Below are 21,422 nucleotides of genomic sequence, written 5' to 3' on the forward strand. Positions count from 1 at the left end.
CAACTTTCAGGCCTGCCGCGCAGCCCATTTGCCGGCCTCGGCCAACAAGTGCGCATGAAACACCCGGGCGATGGGCGACAGGCGCTTGGCCTTGGGGTGCACCAGGTGCCATTGCGAGGGAATGGGCAAACCTTGCACGGGCAACACACAGAGGTCACGCCGGGCGCTGTCGGCACGCAGTGCATGCAGCGAAATCACCGCCACACCCAGGCGGGCCGCTACGGCCTCTTTGATGGCCTCGTTGCTGCCCAGCGCCAGCCGCAGCCGGGGCTCAAAACCTTGGGCGGCGAGGAAGCGATCGGTGGCCAGGCGCGTGCCCGAGCCGGCCTCGCGCAAAAGAAAACGTTCGCCCGCGAGCGCGTTGAGCGTCAGGCGTTTGCGGGTGGCCAGTGGGTGGCCCGCCGACGCGATCAGCACCAGCGGGTTGGACAGGAACACCCGGTCTTCCAGCTCCATGTCCGCCGGAGGCATGGACATGACGTAGAGGTCGTCGGCGTTGTCGCGCAGGCGCTGCACCACACCGTCGCGGTTGAGCACCTCCAGCGACAAATCGATTTGCGGGTGGCGGGTACAGAAATCGCCCAGCAGGCCGGGAATGAAGTACTGCGCGGTGCTCACCACCGCCACCCGCAGGCGGCCGCGCGTGAGCCCCTGCAGGCCGGCCACGGTCTGCTCAAAGTCCTCCCACCGATCGACGATGCCACGTGCGGTGGCCGCGAGTTGGTGACCGGCTTCGGTCAGGTGCACCTGACGGCCGATCACCTCGTACAGCGGCAAGCCCACCGCGTCGCTGACCTCGCGCAACTGCATGGACGCGGTGGGTTGGGTCACGTGCATGGCCCGTGCTGCCGCGCTCACGCTGCCGGTGTCGGCCAATGCCAAGAACAGTCGCAGTTGGCGGAAGGTCACATTCATAGATATTTATCTATATATCCGTTTCCAACAATCGATTTTACTCAATGCCCGGATGTGTCTAAAGTGCGCTCCCATGCACATCTTCACCGACCCCGCGCTGCTGTTTTTTGTCTTCGGCGTTTTTGCCGGCCTGCTGAAATCCAACCTCGAAATTCCACCCGCCATCTCACGTTTCCTGTCGCTGTACCTGCTGATGGCGCTGGGCCTCAAAGGCGGTTTTGCCCTGGCACAAACCGGGCTGACCACCCAGGTGCTCACGGGCCTGGGGCTGGCGGTGCTGCTGGCGGTGGTGGTGCCGTTGCTGGGCTACGGCTTGTTGCGCCGTGTGGTGGGGCCGTTTGACGCGGCGGCCGTGGCCGCCACCTACGGCTCGGTGAGTGCGGTGACCTTCATCACCGCCAACGCCCACCTGGACGGCCAAGGCATCGCCCACGGCGGCCACATGGCCGCAGCCATGGCGCTGATGGAGTCGCCGGCCATCATTCTGGCGGTCTTGCTGGCCAACGTGTTGCGGCGCCAGGCCAGCGCCGCCCACACCGTGAGCGGCGGCACGTTGGCCTTGGGCGGACCACCGGCCGCGGGGGTGGGCTGGCCCAAGGTGTTGCACGAATCCTTCACCGACGGCGCGCAGTTGCTGTTGCTGGGCGCCATGGCGGTGGGCTGGCTCAGCGGCGAAAGTGGCCGCGAAGCCATGCAGCCCTTCTCGGGTGATTTGTTCAAAGGCATGCTGGCCTTCTTCCTGCTCGACATGGGCCTTAACACAGCGCGCCAATTGCCCGGGCTGCGGGGCCAATCGCCGTGGCTGCTGGCGTACGCGCTGATCGCCCCCTTGGTGCACGGCCTGCTGGCCTTGGGGCTGGCCGCACTGGCCGGCTTGCCGGCGGGTGACGCCGCCCTGCTCATGGTGCTGGCCGCCAGTGCCTCCTACATCGCCGTGCCGGCGGTGGTGCGGCACGCCATCCCCGAGGCCAACCCCTCGCTTTACGTGGGCCTCTCGCTGGGCGTGACCTTCCCGCTCAACATCCTGTTGGGCATACCGCTCTACACCCGATTGGCGCAGGCTGCGCTGGGCTGAGACAATACGGGGCTGCCGACCTGCATTGAGCCACCCCATGACGACGACCCCCACCTGGACCACGCCCGCGACCGAAGCGCCTGACACAGTCCCCCCGAAGGCGCTGAAGATCGAACGCGAAGACCACAAGCTCGAAAAGCGCCTGTGCCGAGAGGTGGGCCGCGCCATCGTCGACTACAACATGATCGAGGAAGGCGACAAGGTCATGGTCTGTGTGTCGGGCGGCAAGGACAGCTACGCCATGCTGGACATCCTGCTCAAACTGCAGGCGCGCGCGCCCATCAAGTTCGAGCTGATCGCCGTCAACCTGGACCAGAAGCAGCCGGGCTTTCCCGACCACATCCTGCCCGAGTACCTGGGCCAGCTGGGCGTGCCCTTCCACATCGAGACGCAGGACACCTACTCCATCGTCAAAAAAGTCATCCCCGAAGGCAAGACCATGTGCAGCCTGTGCAGCCGGCTGCGCCGGGGCATCCTGTACCGCGTGGCCAACGAGCTGGGCGCCACCAAAATCGCCCTCGGCCACCACCGCGACGACATGCTGCAGACCCTGCTGCTCAACATGTTCTTTGGCGCCAAGCTCAAGGGCATGCCCCCCAAGCTGGTCAGCGACAACGGCGAGCACGTGGTGATCCGCCCCCTGGCCTACGTGGCCGAAAAAGACCTCACGCGCTGGGCCCAGGTGCGCGAATTCCCCATCATCCCCTGCACGCTCTGCGGCAGCCAGGAAAACCTGCAACGCAAGCAGGTGGGCAACATGCTGCGCGAGTGGGAAAAGAAGTTTCCGGGCCGCGTGGAGAACATGGCCACCGCGCTGCAGAACGTGGTGCCCAGCCACCTCATGGACCGGGGGCTGCACGACTTTGCCGGCCTCAAGGCCACGGGTGTGCCCGACGAAGACGGCGACAAGGCCTTCGACGACGAGCCGCTGCCCACCGCGCCCAGCCTGCCCGAAAAGCAAGTCATCTCGCTGGTGCAGGAGGCCTGACACCATGCGCCGCCTGATGCTGCCCCTGCTGCTGGCCATCAGCGCCCTGCTGGGTGGCTGCGCCAGCGTGATGCTGGTGGACAACCAGGTGCAGAGTTTTCCGCAGTGGCCGGCAGGCGCCCCTCAGAAAGGCGAGCGTTTTGCGTTTGACCGCCTGCCCTCACAACGCAGCACGGCGCCGAACGCGCTGCAGGATGGCCTGGAGCTGGCGGTGCGCGACGCCTTGACGGCGTGGGGCCTGAAGCTGCCCACCGGCAACGACAGCGTGCGCTGGCTGGTGCAGGTGAACGCCGGTGGCCAGCGCCTGCCACGCGCGCCCTGGGAGACCCCCTGGGAGCGCCCCAACTGGAGCATTTCGGGTGGCATCGGCGGGCGCCACGGCGGCATCACGCTGGGCTTTCCGCTGATGATCGCGGACAACCCGTACTACCTGCGCGAGATCACGGTGGTGGTGCGCGAAGCGGCCACCGGGCGCGTGGTGTACGAAACGCGTGCCAAACACGACGGCCGCTGGCCCGACAGCCCCGCGCTGTGGGGCGCCATGGCGTCGGCCGCCTTGCGGGATTTTCCCCAGCCGCCTGCTGGCGCCCGGCAAGTCAACATCGAAATTCCGCGTTGACCACCGTCAAGCGGCCCCAAACGCTTCAGACCACCTGCCCGTACTCGGCCAACACCCGGCGCAACGTGCCGGCCAAATCTTCGGCCACAAACTTGGGCACGTAGGCATCTGCGCCCACGCTGCGCACGTGGTCCTCGTTGGTGGCGCCCGACAGCGAGGAGTGGATGACCACCGGCAGTGCGCGCATCTTGGGGTCTTGTTTGATCATGCGCGTGAGGGTGAAGCCGTCCATCTCGGGCATCTCCAGGTCGGTCAGCACCAGGGCCACCTTGTCGTGGATTTCGCGGCCCTGGGCCGCACACTCGGCGCTGATGGACTGCAGCTTTTCCCACGCTTCCTGTCCGGTCTTGCACATCACGTAAGGCAGGTTCATGGCCTGCAGGCCCTGCTCGATCAAGGCGCGCGCCACAAAGGAGTCGTCGGCGGCCACGATCATCGTGCCTTCCTTGAGCTTGACCTGCGGGCCCACGTTCTCGGGTGTCATCTCGCCGTCGCTGGTGGGCATGACGCGGCGCAGGATGGACTCCACGTCCAGCACCTGCACCAGGCGCTGACCGTTCACGTCGTCGTCCAGCCGTGCGATGCTGGTGACCATGCCGCCGGCGGCGCTGTTCTCGGCGCTGAGCACCTGTTTCCAGTCCAGTCGCACGATCTCTTCCACCCCCTCCACCGCAAACGCCTGCGTGGTGCGCGCGTATTCGGTCACCAGCATGATGTTGTGGCCGGTTTTGGGGATGTTGCCGGTGACGGCCGAGAGGTCGATCACCGGGATGATCTGGCCGCGCAGGTTGACCACCCCCATCACGTGCTGCGGTGCACCGGCCATGGCCGTGACCGGTGGCATGGCCACAATCTCGCGGATTTTGAACACGTTGATGCCAAACAACTCGGAGCGTTCGCCATTGGCGTCGCTGCCAAGCCGAAACAGCAACATCTCGAATTTGTTGGAACTGGTGAGCTTGGTCCGCTCGTCGATTTCTTGTTGTACGCTGCTCATCAAAACCCCCGCCCTTTAAGAATGGTTGACGATTCATTCTAGAGAGCCTCGCGCACTCCCACAAACTCTTTTTGTGACGGCCCACGCCGCCCCAGGACACCACACCGTGCAACTGACCCGCATCCTTGCCATCCGCCACGGCGAAACCGCCTGGAACCGCGACACCCGCATCCAGGGCCACATCGACATCCCGCTCAACGAGCGCGGGCTGTGGCAGGCCCGGCGCGCCGCCGACGCCCTGCGCGACGAGCCCATTGCCGCCGTCTACAGCAGCGACCTGGCCCGCGCCCACGCCACGGCGCAGGCCATCGCCGCCGTGCGGGGCCTGCCCGTGCACACCCACGCCGGCCTGCGCGAACGCCACTTTGGCCGCTTCGAAGGCAAGACCTGGAACGAAATCGAAACCGGCTGGCCCGATGAAGCCCTGGCCTGGCGCAAGCGGGTGCCCGACTTTGCGCCCGAAGGCGGCGAGAACCTGCTGACCCTGCGCGAGCGCATTGCCACCACCGTGCACGAACTGGCCGCGCGCCACCCAGGCGAGCAGGTGGTGATGGTGGCCCACGGCGGCGTGCTCGATGTGTTGTACCGCCTGGCCACCGGCCAGGACATCCAGGCACCCCGCACTTGGACGCTGGACAACGCCGGCATCAACCGCCTGCTCTGGACGCCGGAAGGCCTGAGCCTGGTGGGCTGGGCCGACATCGGCCACCTGCAGGACGATGCCGACGCACCGCTGGACGAGTCCACGACATGACGCCGCCCGCACGCCCCGGCGACAACATCGCCGCCGTCGACACCCCCGCCCTGGTCATCGACCTCGACGCCATGGAGCGCAACCTCGCCCGCATGGCCACCTTTGCACGCAACCACCGTGTGCGCCTGCGCCCCCACGCCAAGATGCACAAAAGCGCCGAACTGGCGCGCCTGCAGATGGCCCACGGCGCGGTGGGCGTGTGCGTGCAGAAGACCGCCGAGGCCGAAGCGCTGGCCGCCGGTGGCGTGAACAACATCTACATCAGCAACGAGGTGATCGCGCCAGCAAAACTGGCCCGCGTGGCCGCGTTGGCGCTGCGGCTGCAACACGACGGTGGCCAGCTGGCCATCGCGGTGGACAGCGAACACGGCATTGCCGCACTGGCCGACGCCATGCACCACGCCCACGGCGCCCACATCGATGTGTTCATCGACGTGGACATTGGCCACGGCCGCTGTGGCGTGCCCCCGGGCGAACCGGCCCTGGCGCTGGCCCGCGCCATCGCGCCCCACCGCACGCTGCGCCTGGTGGGCCTACACGCCTACCACGGCGCCGCCCAACACCAGCGTGACACCGCCACCCGCCAAGCCACGCTGACGCGCTCGACCCAGATGGTGCGCGAGACACGCGACCTGCTGATCCGCCACGGCTTCGGCCCCCTGCTGGTGACAGGCGCGGGCACCGGCACCTACGCGCTGGAAACCGCCAGCGGGCTGTGGGGCGAACTGCAGACCGGCTCCTACCTGTTCATGGACGCCGACTACGCGAGCAACCAGCACACGGCCGATGCGCCGGCCTTCGAACACGCGCTGTTCGTCAAGGCCCAGGTGGTGAGCCGCCAGGGCGACCGCGCCGTGTGCGACGCCGGCCACAAAAGCCACGCCATTGACAGCGGCCTGCCCACCGTGTGGGCACCCGCCGGCCTGACGTTCGCCAACGGTGGCGACGAACACGGCGTGCTGCGCGCAGCCACGCCCGCGACGCCGCTGCCCGCCATCGGCGACACCGTGTGGCTCATCCCCGGCCACTGCGACCCCACGGTCAACCTGCACGACTGGCTGGTGGGGGTGCGTGGCGGGTTGCAGCAAGGTTTTGTCGAACGGCTCATCCGGGTTGATGCGAGGGGCGCGCTGACCTGAGTGCCGCCACAATCGCCGGCATGAATCTCAGCCCCAGCCAAGTCATTGTTCTGGCCACCCCGGTCTTCCTGCTCCTCATTGCCGCCGAATACGCCTACGGCCGCGCCAAGGGGCACAACACCTACCGGCTCAACGACGCCCTCAACAGCATCTCGCTGGGCATGCTCAGCGAAGTGACCAAGGTGTTGACGCTGCTGCTGCGCGTGGGCATTTACACCGCCGTGTACCACGCCGCCGCCATCGGCCCGGGCCCGGAGTTCTGGACCAGCTGGTACGGCTGGCTGCTGGCCCTGGTGTTCTACGACTTTTGTTACTACTGGCTGCACCGTGGCGGGCACGAGGTGGCGGTCCTGTGGGCCGCGCACGTGGTGCACCACCAGAGCGAGGACTACAACCTCTCCACCGCGCTGCGCCAAACCAGCAGCGGCGCCTTGCTGGGCTGGGTGTTTTACGTGCCCATGGCGGTGGCGGGCGTGCCGCCCATTGTGTTCGCGGTGGTGGGCCTGATCGACCTGCTCTACCAGTTCTGGATCCACACCGAACACGTGCCCCAACTCGGCTGGTTCGACCGCGTGTTCGCATCGCCCTCCAACCACCGGGTGCACCATGCCGTCAACGACCGCTACCTGGACAAGAACTACGGCGGCATTCTCATCGTGTGGGACCGGCTGTTCGGCAGCTTCAAGGAAGAAGACGAGACATGTGTCTACGGCACCCGCAGCCCGCTGAGGAGCTGGGACCCGCTGTGGGCCAATGGCGAGGTGTATTGGGCCTTGCTGAAGGACAGCTGGCACACCCGCCGCTGGCCCGACAAGCTGCGCGTGTGGTTCAAGCCCCCCGGCTGGCGCCCAGCCGACGTGGCGGCGCGTTTCCCCAAACCACCGTTTGACGCGGCCGCGCTGCAACGCTTCGACCCGCCCCTGCCCCGCGCCACGGCCTGGCTTGCGGGTTTGCAGTTCGTGGCGCTGCTGGGCGGCGTGGCGACGTTTTTGTGGCAGGTGGACGGCTGGCCACTGGCCACGGCCTGCGTCTGGTTGCTGGCGCTCACCGTGAGCCTGTGGGGCGTGGGCGCGCTGCTGCAAGGTCGCATCAGCGCCACCGAGCTGTGGCTGATCGAAGCCTGTGCCCTGGCCACCGCCAGCTCGGCCCTGGGGCTGCGCGAGCTGCACCTGGTCTTCAAACCCCTGGCCATGGTGATCGCGCTGGCGCTCACCTGGGGCGTGCCACGCGCGCTGTGGCTGCGCCTGGCGCTGCTGGGCTCGCTTGCGGGTGATGTGTTCCTGATGCTGCCCGGTCTGTTCATCCCGGGGTTGGTGGCCTTTCTGCTCGCGCACATCGCCTACATCGTGCGGCTGCGGCAGGACGCGCCCTGGTTTGCCAGCCGCCAGTCGCTGCGGGTCACGCTGGCGGTGGGCGCGCTGATGTACACGGTGCTGTGGCTCGGTGGCCTGCCTGCGGGCCTGCGCGGGCCGGTGGCCGCCTATGTGGTGGTGATCGCTTTGATGGCGGCGCAAGCCCTGGGTCGCGCAAGCGTGCGGCGCGATCAGGCGTCGGTGCTGGTGGCGGTGGGGGCCTGCTTTTTCATGCTCAGCGACACCCTGCTCGCGCTCAACCGCTTCGTCACGCCCCTGCCCATGGCGCAGCTGGGCGTGCTGGCCACCTACTACCTGGCGCAATGCCTGATGGTGGGCGGCCTCATTCGTTCGCGCCCTGCTTGAACACCTGGGCATCCAGCCCCAGGGCCTTGATGCGTGCGGCAGCCTGCTCGGCCTGGGCGCGGTTGGCAAAGGGGCCAGCGCGCACACGGGTGCGCTGGCCGCGCTCCAGTTGCAGCGTGTCGCTGCGGGCCGGCACACCGGCCTGTCGGATGCGCACCAATGCGCGCCGCGCATTGGCCGGGTCGGCGAACAAGCCCACGTTGATGCCGTAACCCCGCGCAGCCGGCACGGCAATCGGCTCGGACACCGACTGGGCGACGGGTTCGGGGTCGGGCACTGTCGACGGGGTGGGCGGCGCGGGCGGCGCAACGTCGGCCACGGTGTCCACGGCGGTGGGTGCGGGTGTTGGCGGCTCAGCCGTGGCGGGGGAAGGTGCGGGGGATGGTGTGGGAGAAGGCAACGGAGCAGGCTCGGCCACCACCACCACCGGCGGGGTGGCCAAGGGCTCGACCACCGACTTGGCCACGGGGTCTTGCGCTGCGGCGCTGCCCCACACCTGCCAGCCCACCAGCGCCGCCATCAACAGGTTCAACAGGCACATCACCAGCAGCCGCTGCAGCGACGGCGCCCGCTGGCGCAACACGTCGGCCGCGTCGGCCATGGAGGGCGACTGCCGGACCACGTCCACCAGCGCCAGCCGCAATTGGCCATGCAGCCACGCGTTGGCAAACAGCCCAGGCAGGGCAGTGGCCACCAGCACAACCGCGCCGGCCAGGCCCAACGTCACGCCATCCGGCAAATGGCCCCGGCCCCACCACAATGCACCGGCCGCAGCACCCACCAGCAACAGGTACACGGCGGCGATGCGCCACAAGCGCCGGTACACCAGCCAGTTGAAGGTGAGCAGCGCGGCCAGCGTGTTCCAGCTCGGCCCGGCCACGCCCCGGGCGTCAAAGCGCTCGAAGGCCCGGAGGTGGTGTTCGCTCTGCACAGGCCCCAAGGCCGCGCGGTAGAGCATGTGTGTGGGGGACTCGCGCGGCGGGGTGCTCACGGCAGGTCAGGCATCGGCACCAAACAGGCCACCCTCGGTGGTCGGCGGCGTCACCCCGAGGTGGCGGTAGGCGGCCAGCGTGGCCACGCGCCCGCGCGGCGTGCGCTGCAAAAACCCCTGCTGGATCAGGTAGGGTTCGATCACGTCTTCGATGGTGTCGCGCTCCTCACCGATGCTGGCGGCGATGTTGTCCAGCCCCACCGGGCCGCCGTCGAAGCGGTGCACCACGGCTTCGAGCAGCTTGCGGTCCATCAGGTCGAAGCCCTGCGGGTCCACGTCCAGCATGGCCAGGGCCTTGTCAGCCATGGTTTTGGTGATGGTGCCGCTGCCTTTGACCTCGGCGTAGTCGCGCACGCGGCGCAGCAAGCGGTTGGCGATGCGCGGCGTGCCACGCGAGCGCCGCGCAATCTCGAACCCACCTTCTGCCTCGATGGGCGCGCCCAGCAGCCCGGCGCTGCGTTTGACGATGCGCGCCAGCTCTTCCGGCGTGTAGAACTCCAGCCGGGCGACGATGCCGAAACGGTCGCGCAGCGGGTTGGTCAGCATGCCGGCGCGGGTGGTGGCGCCCACCAGGGTGAAGGGCTGAAGATCGAGCTTGATGCTGCGCGCCGCCGGGCCTTCGCCGATCATGATGTCGATCTGGTAGTCCTCCAGCGCGGGGTAGAGGATTTCCTCCACCACCGGGCTGAGGCGGTGGATCTCGTCGATGAACAGGACGTCGTTGGGCTCCAGGTTGGTCAGCAGCGCCGCCAGGTCCTTGGGCTTTTCCAGCACCGGGCCGCTGGTCTGACGGAGGTTGACGCCGAGCTCCTGCGCAATGATGTGGCTCAGTGTGGTTTTGCCCAGGCCGGGCGGACCAAACAGCAGCACATGGTCCAGCGCCTCGGCACGTTTTTTGGCCGCGCCAATGAAAATTTCCAGCTGCTCGCGCACCTTCATCTGGCCCACGTATTCGTCGAGCAGCTTGGGCCGCAGGGCGCGCTCGATCGCCTCCTCTTTGGGCGAGGCGGGCGCGGCGGACACCACACGCGGCGCGGGGGCAAAGTCGTCGGTTTGGATGGCCATGCAGCTATTGTGTCTTTGTTCGGTTCAAGGCCACTGCGCGCAAGTGCTCAGCGGTACACCTCACGCCGGTTGCCAATGCGCAGCACCCGCACCACGATGCGCTGGTCCTGGATGTCGCACACGATGCGCCAGTCACCCACGCGGTATTTCCAGTAGCTGCCCAGCCGGGCACCCGACAGTGCTTCACCGATGCTGCGCGGATCACCCAGCGGCGCCAGGCGGTCGCGCAGAAACGCCACCAAGCGCACCTGAACCGGGCGGTCCAGCTGTTTGAGTTCCTTCAGCGCGTCGGGATCGAACTCAATCAGCCAGGCCAAGTTCGCGCTCCACATCCGTCAGCGCAATGGTCTTGCGGTTCTTGCGCGCCCGCGCCTCGGCCAGGTAGTAGTCCTCCAGATCGTCCAGGTGCTCGAGAATGGCCTCACGCGCCAACGCGGTCTTGGTGCGACCGGTTTCCTGGGTCAGGCGGTTCAACCGGGCCTCGATGTCCGGCGTCAGGCGAATGGCAAGCATGTCAGCCTCCTTTGCTATACAAGTATAGCGAGCAAGCTCACTTCGCGAGCGATTTCAATGCCAGCTTGATCCCCTCGCTCACCCCCACATCCTCGGGCAGGGCCTTGAGCGCCAGCGCCGCTTCCTTGTCGCTGTAGCCCAGGGCCACCAAGGCCTGCAGGATGTCGCCGTGCGACTCGCCGCGCACCACTCCACCGGTGGGCACGCCGATGTCGGCGCCCAGTTTGCCCTTGAGTTCGAGCAGCAGGCGCTCAGCGGTTTTTTTGCCAATGCCCGGCACCTTGATCAGGCGACCCGCTTCCTGCGCGGTGATGGCCTGCGCTAGGTCGCTCACGCCCATGCCGCTGAGAACGCTCAGGGCGGTGCGCGGGCCCACGCCGCTGATCTTGATGAGCTGGCGGAAGGCTTCGCGCTCGGGCGCGGCCCCAAAGCCGTAGAGAATCTGCGCGTCTTCGCGCACCACAAAGTGGGTCAGCAAGGCCACCTTCTCGCCCACGGCGGGCAGGTTGTAGAAGGTGCTCATGGGCACGTCCACCTCGTAACCGACGCCGTGGCAGTCGATCAGGATCTGGGGCGGGTTCTTCTCCAGCAGGGTGCCGGTCAACTTGCCTATCATTGGGAACTTCCTTTTTCAGCGGATTATCGGTTTGATTCTCAGACACACCTTCTCGCCGCCCGACAACACCCGCATGGGCCACCTGTGCGGGCCGATGGACGCCCACATCCGCACCATCGAGGCGGCCTGCCAGGTGAAGATCGCGCACCGCTTCGAGCAGTTCCGCATCGAAGGCCCCAAGGCCAAGGCGCAGCAGGCGCTGGAGGCCTTGCAGGCCTTGTACGAGATGGCGCGACGCCCGATTCCGGCCGAGCAAGTGCAGCTCATGCTCAGCGGTGACACCGCATTGCCCGCCGTGGGCGATGAGGCGCTGGCCATGCAGACGCGGCGCGGCGAGGTCAAGGGCCGCACCCCCAACCAGGCGCGCTACCTGGAGAACATGGCCACACACGACATCACCTTCGGCATTGGCCCGGCCGGCACCGGAAAAACCTACCTGGCCGTGGCCTGCGCTGTGGACGCGCTGGAACGCAGCGCGGTGCAGCGCATCGTGCTCACGCGCCCGGCGGTGGAGGCCGGCGAGCGCCTGGGCTTTCTGCCCGGCGACCTGACGCAAAAGGTAGACCCATACCTGCGCCCGCTGTACGACGCGCTCTACGACCTGATGGGCTACGACAAGGTCCAGAAGGCCTTCGAGCGCCAGCAGATCGAGATCGCGCCGCTGGCCTTCATGCGCGGGCGCACGCTCAACCACGCCTTTGTCATCCTGGACGAAGCGCAGAACACCACGGTGGAGCAGATGAAGATGTTCCTCACCCGCATCGGCTTTGGCAGCAAGGCGGTGGTGACGGGCGACGTGAGCCAGATCGACCTGCCGCGCACCCAGCTCAGCGGCCTGATCGACGCCGAGCGTGTGCTCAAGCGCGTGCAAGGCATTGCCATCAACCGCCTGACCAGCGCCGATGTGGTGCGCCACCCGCTGGTGGCCCGCATCGTGGACGCCTACGAGGCCCGCACGCCATCGCTGGACGCCGAGGCAGCGCCCGTGCGCAAACGCCGCGCCACCTGAGGCCATTGCACGTGCGGCACCTCTGCACCCCCGTGATGGCACTGACCTTGGCCGGCTGCGCCAGCGGGCTGCCGGCGCCCACTGTGCACCAGTTCGAGGTCGATGGCTGGAGCGGCCAGACGCGCAACTACCGTTGTACCGATGGCACCCGACTGGCCGTGGCCTACCTTAACCCGCCACAAGGCGTGGCCATGGCCGTGATCACCCTGGCAGGCACACAAGCCGTGCTGCGCAACCTTCCCGCCGCATCGGGCGCACGGTATGTGGACGTGGACGAGCAACGCGGCTTGCGTTGGCACAGCAAGGGCGACGAAGGCTTTCTGGCCCTGCTGCCACCCGACCACACCGCCACCGAACAGATGCTGCACACCGGCTGCCGCGCACAACCATGAGCCCCCTCCGGCCGCTGCCCGAGTTCACCGCCCATTGCCTGGACCTGCTGGCCAGCGTCGGCCCCTGCCAGGCCAAGCGCATGTTCGGCGGCTGGGGCATCAGCGTGGACGGCATCACCTTCGCCATCATTGCCGACCTGGGCAGCGGCGAACGCCTGTGGCTCAAGACCGACGATCTGACCGCCGCCCGCTTTCTGGCCGAAGGCTGCCTGCGTTTTGTCTACCAGGCCAAGGGCCGTGACATGGCCTTGCACTACCACGCCGCCCCAGAAGCAGCCATGGAATCGCCCGCTCTGATGAGCGACTGGGCGCAACTGGCCTGGCAGACCGCGCTGGCCGCCCAGGCCCGCCCCCAACCCAAGAAAAAGCCCCGACCATGAGCCTGCCCCAGCTGTCCCTCTCCCTGCAGTTCGCGCGTTTTGAAGGGGCGGACGAACACCGCGCTGCCTTGCCCCGCCACAAGGTGGCGCGTTGGATTCGCCACGCGCTGGATGCCGACGCCGAAATCACCGTGCGCATCGTCGATGCCGAGGAAGGCCAGGCACTCAACCGCGATTACCGCAAGAAAGACTACGCCACCAACGTGCTGACCTTCGACTACGCCACCGAACCGGTGGTCATGGCCGACCTGGTGCTGTGCGCGCCGGTCATCGCCCGCGAGGCCACCGAACTGGGTAAGTCCTTGGCCGAACACTACGCCCACCTTCTGGTGCACGGCACCCTGCACGCCCAGGGCTGGGACCACGAGACCAGCGAAGCCGATGCGGAGGAAATGGAGGCGCGCGAAACGGAGATCCTCGCCGGGTTGGGACAACCTGACCCTTACGCGAAATAGACCTCAGGCGCTCATGCGCAGCGGGATGGTGATGGGCCCGTCGTTGACCAGGTGCACCTTCATGTCTGCCGCGAAACGCCCGGTCTGCACCACGGGGTGTGTGGCCTGGGCGCGGGCCACCAAGTAGTCGTACAAACGCTCGCCCAGCGCCGGGGGCGCGGCGGCGGTGAAGCTGGGGCGGTTGCCACCGGTGGTATCGGCGGCCAGGGTGAACTGGCTCACGATCAGCAGCCCACCGGCCACATCCACCACACTTTTGTTCATCTTGCCGGCCTCGTCGCTGAAGATGCGCAGCTTGAGGACCTTGGCCAGCAGCTTGTCGGCCACGGCCTCGGTGTCGGCGGGCTCGGCGCACACCAGCACCAGCAGACCAGGGCCGACCTCACCCACCACCACACCGTCCACCACCACACGGGCTTCGCTGACCCGTTGCAATACCGCAATCACTTCAAATCCTTTTCGTCGTCAAAATGCGCCTCCACATCGCTGGGCAGCAGCTGTATGGTGGCGCGCAGGCCGGGCACCGCACTCATCAAAGCCTGCTCCACGCTGGCGCGCACGGCGGCCGCGCGCCCCAGCGACCACTGCGCGGGCATGTGCATGTGCATGTCCACAAAACGGCGCTGGCCGGCCTTGCGGGTGTTGAGGTGGTCGAAGCGGATGATCTGGGTCTCGCCGCTGGACGAGGCAAAACCGGCCAGCGTGGCCTGGATGGTGGCCAGCACCTCCGGCTCCACGGCCTCGTCCATCAGGCCTTGCGACGAGCGCCAGATGAGGTGCACGCCCTCTTTCATGATGTTGAGCGCCACGCCCATGGCCACCAGCGCGTCCAGCCACAGCCAGCCCGTGACCTGCACCAGCGCGATGCCGATGACCACGCCGGCCGAGGTCCACACATCGGTGACCAGGTGTTTGGCATCGGCCTCCAGCGCGATGGAGCGGTGGGCGCGCGCCGCACCAAACATGACCCAGGCCAAGAGGCCGTTGAGCGCCGAACTGGCCACCGACAGCGCCAGGCCCCAGCCCACCTGCTCCAGCGGTTGGGGGTCAAACAGGCGGTGCCCGGCCGTCCAGACGATGCCGAGCGCGGCCGCGATGATGAGGATGCCCTCGAAGCCCGAAGAAAAATACTCGGCCTTGTGGTGACCGTAGGGATGGTCGTCGTCGGCCGGGCGGGCGGCGATGGTGACCATCACTAGGCCAAAGATCGCGCTGGCGAGGTTGACCAGCGACTCCAGGGCGTCGGACAACAAGCCCACCGAACCGGTGACGTACCAGGCCAGGGTTTTGAGCGCGATGGTGATCAGGGCCACCACCACCGAGGCCATCAACAAGCGGCGCGGTGTAAGTTGTTGCAGGAGCGGTGTTGGCATACAGACATTGTCCCACCGTGCACAATCGGTCACTGTGTTGCGCCCCACACCCTTCCATACCTTGCTCTGGCTCGGCGCCGCCCTGCTGGCCGCCCTGGGTGCGGGCCTGCTGGCTCGCGCCGAACTGCAGCGCCAGCGCGAAGCCTTTGACACCGACGCCCGCATCGTGCACCGCCTGCTGAGCCAGCGCGTGGTGCAGCACGACGCGGTGCTGGCCACGCTGGCCCTGCTGCAACCCGTGCGCGATGGTGAACACGCCGAGCAACGGCTGCCGGCCGTGTTCCCGCAGGTGCTGCACGCGCGGCGACGCAGTGAGGGCGAAGCCTGGCCCCAGGCCTCGCTGACCCAGGCCGAAACCACGTCACGCGCGCGGCGCCGCGCAGCACTCGGTGCGGTGGACCTGGCGCAAGGCCGCTACGAACTGGTCACCGCCGCCGGCACCGGCGCCTACGCCCTGCTGATCGACCTCAAGCAAACTGTGCCCTGGGACGAGTGGCCTATGACACCGGCCAGCAGCCCGGTGCGCGTGCGCCTGGTGTTGGGCGACACACACTTCACCATTCAGCCCGGCCGCGAGCACACGCCCAGCCGAGGCTGGACCTTCGGCTTCAGCAAAGTGTTGGCCAGCGAGAGCCAGCCGTTTGACGTTCAGGCAGATGTGGCGCTGGGCTGGTCGGCCTTGCCTTGGTGGCGCATGCTGAGCTGGGCCGCACTGGTGCTGGCGGCCGCGTACGCCTGGCAGGCCTGGCGCCGCCAGACCACCGAGCGCCGCCGTGCCGAAGAACTGCTGCGCCTGGGCCAGGTGGCGCGCCTGAACACCCTGGGTGAGCTGGCCGCCGGCGTGGCGCATGAGCTCAACCAGCCACTGACCGCTGTGCTGGCCAACACCCAGGCCGCCCTGCGCCTGCTGGATGACGAGTCTCCCGACCTGCCCTTGGCCCAAACCGCCATGACCCAGGCCGCTGAGCAGGCCCGGCGGGCGGCCGAGGTGGTGGGCCGCCTGCGCCGGGTGGTGGAGCGCCCCGACACCCAAGGCGCCACCGCACCCACGCCGCTGGAGCAGGCCGCGCGCAGCGCCTTGCACTTGCTGGAGCCCGAGTTCAAACGCCGCCAGGCCAGCGTGGCGCTGGCGACCGAAGCCTCCCCCACTGTGCTGGCCGACCCGGTGGCGCTGGAGCAGATCGTGCACAACCTGCTGATGAACGCACTGCAGGCGCTGGAACAGGTACCACCCGAGCAGCGCCAGATCCGCTTGACCTTGGGTCAGGAGGCAGCAGAAGGCCTGCTGCAGGTCAGCGACAGCGGCCCAGGCATCCCACCCGACGTGTTGCCCCGCCTGTTCCAACCCTTTTTCAGCACCCGTGCCGGTGGCCTGGGCCTGGGCCTGAGCCTGTGCGAAACCCTGGCTGTGGGCATGGGCGGCAGCCTGAGCGCACGCAATGCCCCCCCTTTAGGGGCCGAATTCACCCTGCGCCTGCCCCTCGCCCAGTGACCTCCACCCTCTCCCCCCTCATCCACCTGATCGACGACGACGAGGCCGTGCGCGCCAGCCTGGCCCTGCTGATTGGCACGGTGGGACTGCGTGTGCAGACCTGGGCCGACCCGTTGGCCTTTGTCGACCAATTCGACCGCCAGGGCATTGGTGCCATCGTGCTGGACGTGCGCATGCCCGGCATCAGCGGCCTGAGTGTGCTCGACACCCTGCGCGCGCAGGGCGTGGACCAACCCATCGTTTTGCTCACCGGCCACGGCACGGTGGAGATGTGCCGGCGCGCCTTCAAGGCTGGGGCGGCCGAATTCCTGGAAAAGCCGGTGAACGACGAGTTGCTCATCGAAACCTTGCAGAACGCGGTGCGCCAGCACGTCAAGTCGCGCCAGCGCCACCAGGCCGACCGCACGGCGCGCGAGCGCTACGCGCAACTGTCGGAGCGCGAGCGCGAGGTGCTGGGGCTGATCATCGAAGGCCTGACCAACAAGGAGATCGGGCGCGCCCTCACGCTGTCGCCACGCACCGTGGAAACCCACCGCGCCAACCTGTTTGCCAAGCTCGAAGCCGAGTCGCTGGCCCAACTGATCCGCCGCTACGCCGCCCTGGTGGAAGAAAGCGCTCCGTAAAACTACGGAGCCGCGCGCGTAAGCGCACGAATGGGCGGATGGCCGCCGAATTTTTACAGTTCTCCCACGGTGATCAACACCGCAACCACCCCACAGGAGAACCCATGAAAACCACCGTCAAAATCGCCGCCCTCACCCTGAGCCTTATCGCCACCGCCGCCAGTGCCCAGGCCGTTCGCACCGAGAAAAACATGTCGCTGGAACTGGCCAATCAGATTGCCGCCGCCACCGTGGCCGCCTGCGCCGCCAACAACCACAACGTCACCGCCGCCGTGGTGGACCGCGCAGGCACGCTGCGTGCCCTGCAACGCGCCGACAACGCCGGCCCGCACACCGTGGGCGCTGCACAAGGCAAGGCCTTCACCTCGGCATCGGCCCGCGCCAACACCAGCGCCATGCTGGAAAACGTGCAGAAAAACCCCGGCGCTCAGACCCTGGTCGACATCCCCGGCTTCCTGGTGTTGGGCGGCGGCGTGCCAGTGCGCGTGGGCAACGAAGTCATCGGCGCCGTGGGCGTGGGTGGCGCGCCCGGCGGCCACCTGGACGAGCAGTGCGCCAACGCCGGCATCGCCAAAGTGGCGGACCTGCTGAAATGAAAAAGCTGCTGGTCGCCACCGCGCTCGTCTTGAGCGCCGCGCTGCCGGCCCAGGCCCAGGTCGCGCCCAGCGCCGCCGAGGCGGCCGCCTACCAGGACCTGCACGCGGCGGCGCACAAGGGCGATCTGGCGGCGCTGCGCCAGCTCATCGCCGCCAAGGCAGACCCCAACGCCCGCGACCTCTACGGCCGCACGCCGTTGCACGTGGCCACCTTCGCGCGCCAGCGCGAGGTCATCCGGCTGCTGGCGGCGGCGGGAGCCGACCTCAACCTGCTCGAACGCGACCGCTACGACACCGTCACCATTGCCTCGGTGGCCGATGACGAGGACACGTTGCGCCTGCTGCTGTCGCTGGGCGCCAGCGCCAAGCAGGTGACCAGCCGCTACGACGGCACCGCCCTGATCGCCGCCGCCCACCTGGGGCACGACGGTGTGGTGAAACAACTCATCGCCGCCGGCGCCCCGCTGGACCACGTGAACAACCTGCACTGGACGGCGGTGATCGAGTCCATCGTGCTCGGCGATGGCGGAGCGCGGCATCAGGCCACGTTGAAGGCCTTGATCGACGCCAAGGCCAACCTGCAACTCGCGGATCGGCATGGGCAGACGCCTTTGGCGCTGGCCAGGGCTCGGGGGTACTCGGCAATGGTTTTGATGTTGGAGCGGGCTGGCGGGCGCTGAATGTTGGCGTGCCTGGTGTGCTGGTATGCCTGAGCGCCAGCGCTGACTGGCTCCGCGGCTGTCCTCCGCCGGCTGCGCCGGCTCCCCCTTTATGCCGCTGCGCCAGTCAGCCCTGTCACTCAGGCCGCCGGCACCTGGGCACGCCCACGTAGGGGCACCACCGATTTTTCAGATCGGGGTGGCTGGGTGGCCTGCAGAGCGAGGTAAAGGAGGAGCCGGCGAAGCCGGCGGGGGACACGAGCGTCGCAGGCCACCCAGCCACCCCGATCCCGCCAACACGCAAGAGGGAAATCAACCCAAAACAACCTTCGCAAACTTCCGCTTACCCACCTGCACCACATAGGTCCCGGCAGCCAGCTTCAAACCCTTGTCGCTGACCACGCTGGAATCCACCCGCACACCGCCCCCGTCGATCAGGCGGTTGGCTTCGCTGGTCGAGGGGGCCAGGCCGGCGGACTTCAGCAAAGTGGCAATGCCCAACGGCGCACCCGACAACAACACCTCGGGGATGTCGTCCGGCACGCCGCCCTTGCTGCGGTTGATGAAGTCCTGCTCGGCGGCATCGGCAGCGGCGGCGCTGTGGAAGCGTGCGGTGATTTCCTTGGCCAGCATCACCTTCGCGTCCTTGGGGTTGCGCCCGCCTTCCACTTCTTTCTTCAAAGCCTCGATCTCGGCCATGGACTTGAAAGACAACAGGGTGAACCAGCGCCACATCAGCACATCGGAGATCGACAACACCTTGGCGAACATCGTGTTGGCGTCTTCAGCGATGCCGATGTAATTGTTCTTGCTCTTGGACATCTTCTCGACGCCGTCCAGCCCCTCCAGCAGCGGCATGGTCAGGATGCACTGCGGCTCCTGACCGTACTCCGCCTGCAGGTGGCGGCCCATGAGCAGGTTGAACTTCTGGTCGGTGCCACCCAGCTCCAGGTCGCTTTTCAGGGCCACCGAGTCGTAACCCTGCATCAGCGGGTACAGGAACTCGTGAACGCTGATGGGCGTGCCGGCCGTGAAGCGCTGGTGAAAGTCATTGCGTTCCATCATGCGCGCCACGGTGTACTTGGCGGCCAGCTGGATCATGCCCATGCTGCCCAGCGGCAGACTCCATTCGCTGTTGTAGCGAATCTCGGTTTTGGCCGGGTCCAGCACCAGGCTTGCCTGTTTGTAGTAGGTCTCGGCGTTGGCCTTGATCTGCTCGGGCGTGAGCGGCGGGCGGGTGCTGTTGCGGCCCGAGGGGTCGCCAATCAGGCTGGTGAAATCGCCAATCAGGAAGATGACCTGGTGGCCCAGGTCCTGCAGTTGGCGCATTTTGTTGAGCACCACGGTGTGGCCGATGTGGATGTCGGGTGCCGTCGGGTCCAGGCCCAGCTTGATGCGCAGCGGCACGCCGGTGGCCTCGGACTTGGCCAGCTTTTTCAGCCAGTCGGCCTCGGGAATCAGCTCGTCGCAGCCGCGCAAACTGACCGCCATCGCCTCGCGCACGCGGTCCGTCACCGGGTAGGCCGCCTGCGCTTGAATATTTTTATCAGAATCAGGCGTGTTGGGCGTGTCGCTCATGGTGGTAATACGGATCGCAAATGAAGGTGAACGGGCTATACTTTTGGGCTTGTTTGCCGTGATTTTAGTTGGCCCCCATTCGCCAACCCCGGCATGACCCGACCGCCCCGGCTGTCTGAGCACACCAGGACCCTCGTTTTGAACCTTGTTTTTCTGCACACCGTCGCCGACGTGTTGCGCCGCCACCCCAAGCGGGTGATGGGCAGTCTCGGCGCGCTGCTGTTGGGCACGGGTGTCACCGCCTTTGGCGTGGCCCCGCTGGCACCCGACGCGGCCGATCTGCCGGTGCGCTCCGTCAGCGAAGCCATTGAACCCGCCTTGCGCCTGGTTCAAGGCGGCGGCGAAGCCACCGTTCCTTTTGTGTTGTTTCGCAGCGATGTGACCCGCCGCGACGACAACGCCCAGAGCCTGCTGCAGCGCCTGGGCGTGAGCGACAGCGCTGCCGTTGCCTTTTTGCGCAACGACCCCGTCGCACGCGGGCTGTTCAGTGGCCGCACCGGCAAACTGGTGACGGTCGAAACCACCGACCGCAACGAAATCATCCGCCTGAGCGCACGCTGGTTGTCCAAGCCGGACGACCGCCAGTTTCAGCGGCTGACGCTGGAACGCCAAAACGACGGTTTTTTGGCCAAACATGAAACGGCCGACCTGACAGCGTCCGCCCAGTTGGCCAGTGGCACCATTCAGAGTTCGCTGTTTGCCGCCACCGATGCCGTGCGCCTGCCCGACAGCGTGGCCAGCCAGCTGGCCGACATCTTCTCCAGCGACATCGACTTCCGCCGCGACCTGCGCAAAGGCGACCGCTTCAGCATCGTCTACGAATCGCTGGAGGCCGATGGCGAGGTGCTGCGCGCCGGCCGCATTCTGAGCGCCGAGTTCGTCAACGACGGCAAACAGTTGCAGACGCTGTGGTTCCAGGAGCCCGGCCAAAAAGGCGGCTACTACGGTTTTGATGGCAAGAGCCAGCGCTCCACCTACCTGACCTCGCCGCTGGAGTTCTCTCGCGTGAGCAGCGGCTACGGCATGCGTTTCCATCCCATCCACGGTGGCCAACGCGCCCATCTGGGGGTGGACTTTGCAGCACCCACCGGCACGCCGGTGCGCACCGTGGGCGACGGCGTGGTGCAGTTTGCCGGCTGGCAGGGTGGCTACGGCAACATTGTGGTGGTGCAACACGCCAACAACCAAACCACCGCTTATGCCCACTTGAGTCGCATTGACGTGCGCAAAGGGCAAAAAATCGAGCAGGGCGAGTTCATCGGTGCGGTGGGCTCCACCGGCGCCTCCACCGGCCCACACCTGCACTTCGAGTTCCGCGACAAGGGCAAACACATCGATCCGCTGACCATTGCGCGCAACGGTGAAAGCATCCCGGTGTCCGCCGCAGCGCGCGCTCAGTTTGACCAAGTGGTGCACACCATGCGCGCCCAACTGGCCTCGGCCGCCACCCTCACACAAGCCAGCGCACAGTGAGT

At 67.1% G+C, this 21,422-nt stretch carries 25 protein-coding genes; 15 read left to right on the forward strand and 10 right to left on the reverse strand.

Annotated features, from left to right (window positions below):
• Positions 1-6: 6 nt before the first annotated feature.
• Positions 7-915 carry a LysR family transcriptional regulator gene (locus ACFQU0_RS14510; protein WP_382201982.1) on the reverse strand — a complete coding sequence of 303 codons (909 nt, stop codon included), beginning with the start codon at positions 913-915 and terminating at the stop codon, positions 7-9.
• A 73-nt stretch (positions 916-988) separates the two neighbouring features.
• On the opposite strand from ACFQU0_RS14510, the gene ACFQU0_RS14515 reads away from it, so the two are divergent.
• From ACFQU0_RS14515 to ACFQU0_RS14525, 3 genes are read left to right on the forward strand one after another with little or no spacing between them, the layout of a single operon-like run.
• The gene (locus tag ACFQU0_RS14515) at positions 989-1,990 is read left to right on the forward strand and encodes a sodium-dependent bicarbonate transport family permease (protein ID WP_382201984.1); all 1,002 of its coding nucleotides are present in this window, start codon (positions 989-991) and stop codon (positions 1,988-1,990) included.
• Between the two features lie 37 nt (positions 1,991-2,027).
• Complete coding sequence (gene ttcA, locus ACFQU0_RS14520) at positions 2,028-2,978, forward strand: tRNA 2-thiocytidine(32) synthetase TtcA (RefSeq protein ID WP_382201986.1); 951 nt, start codon at positions 2,028-2,030, stop codon at positions 2,976-2,978.
• A 4-nt stretch (positions 2,979-2,982) separates the two neighbouring features.
• Positions 2,983-3,597, forward strand: coding sequence for a DUF4136 domain-containing protein (locus ACFQU0_RS14525; protein WP_382201988.1), 615 nt, complete (start codon positions 2,983-2,985; stop codon positions 3,595-3,597).
• 25 nt (positions 3,598-3,622) lie between these two features.
• Here the strand turns inward: ACFQU0_RS14525 and ACFQU0_RS14530 are convergent, their stop codons facing one another.
• Positions 3,623-4,594, reverse strand: a complete 972-nt coding sequence (locus tag ACFQU0_RS14530; protein WP_382201989.1) for a chemotaxis protein — start codon at positions 4,592-4,594, stop codon at positions 3,623-3,625.
• Between the two features lie 106 nt (positions 4,595-4,700).
• Here ACFQU0_RS14530 and ACFQU0_RS14535 point away from each other — a divergent pair, with 106 nt between their 5' ends.
• The 3 genes from ACFQU0_RS14535 to ACFQU0_RS14545 are packed head-to-tail and all read left to right on the forward strand — an operon-like array spanning position 4,701 to position 8,205.
• Positions 4,701-5,348, forward strand: a complete 648-nt coding sequence (locus ACFQU0_RS14535; protein WP_382201991.1) for a histidine phosphatase family protein — start codon at positions 4,701-4,703, stop codon at positions 5,346-5,348.
• On the forward strand, positions 5,345-6,487 hold the full coding sequence (locus tag ACFQU0_RS14540) for a DSD1 family PLP-dependent enzyme (protein WP_382201992.1): 1,143 nt from the start codon (positions 5,345-5,347) through the stop codon (positions 6,485-6,487). The genes ACFQU0_RS14535 and ACFQU0_RS14540 overlap by 4 nt, the downstream gene beginning before the upstream one ends.
• 20 nt (positions 6,488-6,507) lie before the next feature.
• Entirely contained in the window at positions 6,508-8,205 is a 1,698-nt protein-coding gene (locus ACFQU0_RS14545) for a lysoplasmalogenase family protein (RefSeq protein WP_382201994.1), read from the forward strand.
• Here the strand turns inward: ACFQU0_RS14545 and ACFQU0_RS14550 are convergent.
• From ACFQU0_RS14550 to ruvA, 5 genes are read right to left on the reverse strand one after another with little or no spacing between them, the layout of a single operon-like run.
• Complete coding sequence (locus ACFQU0_RS14550) at positions 8,183-9,196, reverse strand: SPOR domain-containing protein (protein WP_382201996.1); 1,014 nt, start codon at positions 9,194-9,196, stop codon at positions 8,183-8,185. The genes ACFQU0_RS14545 and ACFQU0_RS14550 overlap by 23 nt on opposite strands.
• Positions 9,197-9,202: 6 nt before the next feature.
• Positions 9,203-10,261 (reverse strand): Holliday junction branch migration DNA helicase RuvB, encoded by a 1,059-nt coding sequence (ruvB, locus tag ACFQU0_RS14555; protein ID WP_382201998.1) that lies wholly within the window; start codon positions 10,259-10,261, stop codon positions 9,203-9,205.
• 47 nt (positions 10,262-10,308) lie between these two features.
• Positions 10,309-10,578 carry a type II toxin-antitoxin system RelE family toxin gene (locus ACFQU0_RS14560; protein ID WP_382202000.1) on the reverse strand — a complete coding sequence of 90 codons (270 nt, stop codon included), beginning with the start codon at positions 10,576-10,578 and terminating at the stop codon, positions 10,309-10,311.
• Positions 10,562-10,774 (reverse strand): type II toxin-antitoxin system RelB family antitoxin, encoded by a 213-nt coding sequence (gene relB / locus ACFQU0_RS14565; protein ID WP_382202002.1) that lies wholly within the window; start codon positions 10,772-10,774, stop codon positions 10,562-10,564. Before relB ends, ACFQU0_RS14560 begins: the two co-directional genes overlap by 17 nt.
• 37 nt (positions 10,775-10,811) lie before the next feature.
• On the reverse strand, positions 10,812-11,390 hold the full coding sequence (ruvA, locus tag ACFQU0_RS14570; RefSeq protein WP_382202004.1) for a Holliday junction branch migration protein RuvA: 579 nt from the start codon (positions 11,388-11,390) through the stop codon (positions 10,812-10,814).
• A 31-nt stretch (positions 11,391-11,421) separates the two neighbouring features.
• Here ruvA and ACFQU0_RS14575 point away from each other — a divergent pair, with 31 nt between their 5' ends.
• The 4 genes from ACFQU0_RS14575 to ybeY are packed head-to-tail and all read left to right on the forward strand — an operon-like array spanning position 11,422 to position 13,626.
• A complete protein-coding gene (locus ACFQU0_RS14575) occupies positions 11,422-12,399 on the forward strand; it encodes a PhoH family protein (protein ID WP_382202006.1) in 978 nt (325 codons plus the stop codon).
• A 35-nt stretch (positions 12,400-12,434) separates the two neighbouring features.
• A complete protein-coding gene (locus ACFQU0_RS14580) occupies positions 12,435-12,791 on the forward strand; it encodes an MliC family protein (RefSeq protein WP_382202008.1) in 357 nt (118 codons plus the stop codon).
• Positions 12,788-13,171 carry a TfoX/Sxy family protein gene (locus ACFQU0_RS14585; RefSeq protein ID WP_382202010.1) on the forward strand — a complete coding sequence of 128 codons (384 nt, stop codon included), beginning with the start codon at positions 12,788-12,790 and terminating at the stop codon, positions 13,169-13,171. Before ACFQU0_RS14580 ends, ACFQU0_RS14585 begins: the two co-directional genes overlap by 4 nt.
• On the forward strand, positions 13,168-13,626 hold the full coding sequence (gene ybeY, locus ACFQU0_RS14590) for an rRNA maturation RNase YbeY (RefSeq protein WP_382202011.1): 459 nt from the start codon (positions 13,168-13,170) through the stop codon (positions 13,624-13,626). The genes ACFQU0_RS14585 and ybeY overlap by 4 nt, the downstream gene beginning before the upstream one ends.
• 3 nt (positions 13,627-13,629) lie before the next feature.
• On the opposite strand, the gene dtd is transcribed toward ybeY, so the two are convergent.
• The gene (dtd, locus tag ACFQU0_RS14595; RefSeq protein WP_382202013.1) at positions 13,630-14,073 is read right to left on the reverse strand and encodes a D-aminoacyl-tRNA deacylase; all 444 of its coding nucleotides are present in this window, start codon (positions 14,071-14,073) and stop codon (positions 13,630-13,632) included.
• Positions 14,070-14,999: a cation diffusion facilitator family transporter gene (locus ACFQU0_RS14600; RefSeq protein ID WP_382202015.1), complete on the reverse strand. Its 930-nt coding sequence runs from the start codon at positions 14,997-14,999 to the stop codon at positions 14,070-14,072. The genes dtd and ACFQU0_RS14600 overlap by 4 nt, the downstream gene beginning before the upstream one ends.
• A gap of 61 nt (positions 15,000-15,060) precedes the next feature.
• Here ACFQU0_RS14600 and ACFQU0_RS14605 point away from each other — a divergent pair, with 61 nt between their 5' ends.
• The 4 genes from ACFQU0_RS14605 (at position 15,061) to ACFQU0_RS14620 (ending at position 18,390) form a co-directional block, all read left to right on the forward strand.
• Positions 15,061-16,491, forward strand: a complete 1,431-nt coding sequence (locus tag ACFQU0_RS14605; RefSeq protein WP_382202017.1) for a sensor histidine kinase — start codon at positions 15,061-15,063, stop codon at positions 16,489-16,491.
• Positions 16,488-17,114 carry a response regulator transcription factor gene (locus ACFQU0_RS14610; RefSeq protein WP_382202019.1) on the forward strand — a complete coding sequence of 209 codons (627 nt, stop codon included), beginning with the start codon at positions 16,488-16,490 and terminating at the stop codon, positions 17,112-17,114. Before ACFQU0_RS14605 ends, ACFQU0_RS14610 begins: the two co-directional genes overlap by 4 nt.
• 104 nt (positions 17,115-17,218) lie before the next feature.
• Positions 17,219-17,710 carry a GlcG/HbpS family heme-binding protein gene (locus tag ACFQU0_RS14615; protein ID WP_382202021.1) on the forward strand — a complete coding sequence of 164 codons (492 nt, stop codon included), beginning with the start codon at positions 17,219-17,221 and terminating at the stop codon, positions 17,708-17,710.
• The gene (locus ACFQU0_RS14620; RefSeq protein ID WP_382202023.1) at positions 17,707-18,390 is read left to right on the forward strand and encodes an ankyrin repeat domain-containing protein; all 684 of its coding nucleotides are present in this window, start codon (positions 17,707-17,709) and stop codon (positions 18,388-18,390) included. The genes ACFQU0_RS14615 and ACFQU0_RS14620 overlap by 4 nt, the downstream gene beginning before the upstream one ends.
• A gap of 291 nt (positions 18,391-18,681) precedes the next feature.
• Here ACFQU0_RS14620 and tyrS read toward each other — a convergent pair whose 3' ends face one another.
• Positions 18,682-19,947, reverse strand: coding sequence for a tyrosine--tRNA ligase (tyrS, locus tag ACFQU0_RS14625; protein WP_382202025.1), 1,266 nt, complete (start codon positions 19,945-19,947; stop codon positions 18,682-18,684).
• 93 nt (positions 19,948-20,040) lie between these two features.
• Here tyrS and ACFQU0_RS14630 point away from each other — a divergent pair, with 93 nt between their 5' ends.
• Entirely contained in the window at positions 20,041-21,420 is a 1,380-nt protein-coding gene (locus tag ACFQU0_RS14630; RefSeq protein WP_382202026.1) for a M23 family metallopeptidase, read from the forward strand.
• Positions 21,421-21,422 lie beyond the last annotated feature (2 nt).

Source organism: Hydrogenophaga defluvii, from assembly GCF_042665235.1.
GTDB lineage: Bacteria > Pseudomonadota > Gammaproteobacteria > Burkholderiales > Burkholderiaceae_C > Hydrogenophaga > Hydrogenophaga defluvii_A.

Bases quoted from the DNA above. Each gene is read 5' to 3' on its own strand.
- ACFQU0_RS14510 (WP_382201982.1), bottom strand. From the start codon at position 915: ATGAATGTGACCTTCCGCCAACTGCGACTGTTCTTGGCATTGGCCGAC.
- ACFQU0_RS14515 (WP_382201984.1), top strand. From the start codon at position 989: ATGCACATCTTCACCGACCCCGCGCTGCTGTTTTTTGTCTTCGGCGTT.
- ttcA (WP_382201986.1), top strand. From the start codon at position 2,028: ATGACGACGACCCCCACCTGGACCACGCCCGCGACCGAAGCGCCTGAC.
- ACFQU0_RS14525 (WP_382201988.1), top strand. From the start codon at position 2,983: ATGCGCCGCCTGATGCTGCCCCTGCTGCTGGCCATCAGCGCCCTGCTG.
- ACFQU0_RS14530 (WP_382201989.1), bottom strand. From the start codon at position 4,594: ATGAGCAGCGTACAACAAGAAATCGACGAGCGGACCAAGCTCACCAGT.
- ACFQU0_RS14540 (WP_382201992.1), top strand. From the start codon at position 5,345: ATGACGCCGCCCGCACGCCCCGGCGACAACATCGCCGCCGTCGACACC.
- ACFQU0_RS14545 (WP_382201994.1), top strand. From the start codon at position 6,508: ATGAATCTCAGCCCCAGCCAAGTCATTGTTCTGGCCACCCCGGTCTTC.
- ruvB (WP_382201998.1), bottom strand. From the start codon at position 10,261: ATGGCCATCCAAACCGACGACTTTGCCCCCGCGCCGCGTGTGGTGTCC.
- relB (WP_382202002.1), bottom strand. From the start codon at position 10,774: ATGCTTGCCATTCGCCTGACGCCGGACATCGAGGCCCGGTTGAACCGC.
- ruvA (WP_382202004.1), bottom strand. From the start codon at position 11,390: ATGATAGGCAAGTTGACCGGCACCCTGCTGGAGAAGAACCCGCCCCAG.
- ACFQU0_RS14580 (WP_382202008.1), top strand. From the start codon at position 12,435: ATGGCACTGACCTTGGCCGGCTGCGCCAGCGGGCTGCCGGCGCCCACT.
- ACFQU0_RS14585 (WP_382202010.1), top strand. From the start codon at position 12,788: ATGAGCCCCCTCCGGCCGCTGCCCGAGTTCACCGCCCATTGCCTGGAC.
- ybeY (WP_382202011.1), top strand. From the start codon at position 13,168: ATGAGCCTGCCCCAGCTGTCCCTCTCCCTGCAGTTCGCGCGTTTTGAA.
- ACFQU0_RS14600 (WP_382202015.1), bottom strand. From the start codon at position 14,999: ATGCCAACACCGCTCCTGCAACAACTTACACCGCGCCGCTTGTTGATG.
- ACFQU0_RS14615 (WP_382202021.1), top strand. From the start codon at position 17,219: ATGAAAACCACCGTCAAAATCGCCGCCCTCACCCTGAGCCTTATCGCC.
- ACFQU0_RS14620 (WP_382202023.1), top strand. From the start codon at position 17,707: ATGAAAAAGCTGCTGGTCGCCACCGCGCTCGTCTTGAGCGCCGCGCTG.
- tyrS (WP_382202025.1), bottom strand. From the start codon at position 19,947: ATGAGCGACACGCCCAACACGCCTGATTCTGATAAAAATATTCAAGCG.
- ACFQU0_RS14630 (WP_382202026.1), top strand. From the start codon at position 20,041: ATGACCCGACCGCCCCGGCTGTCTGAGCACACCAGGACCCTCGTTTTG.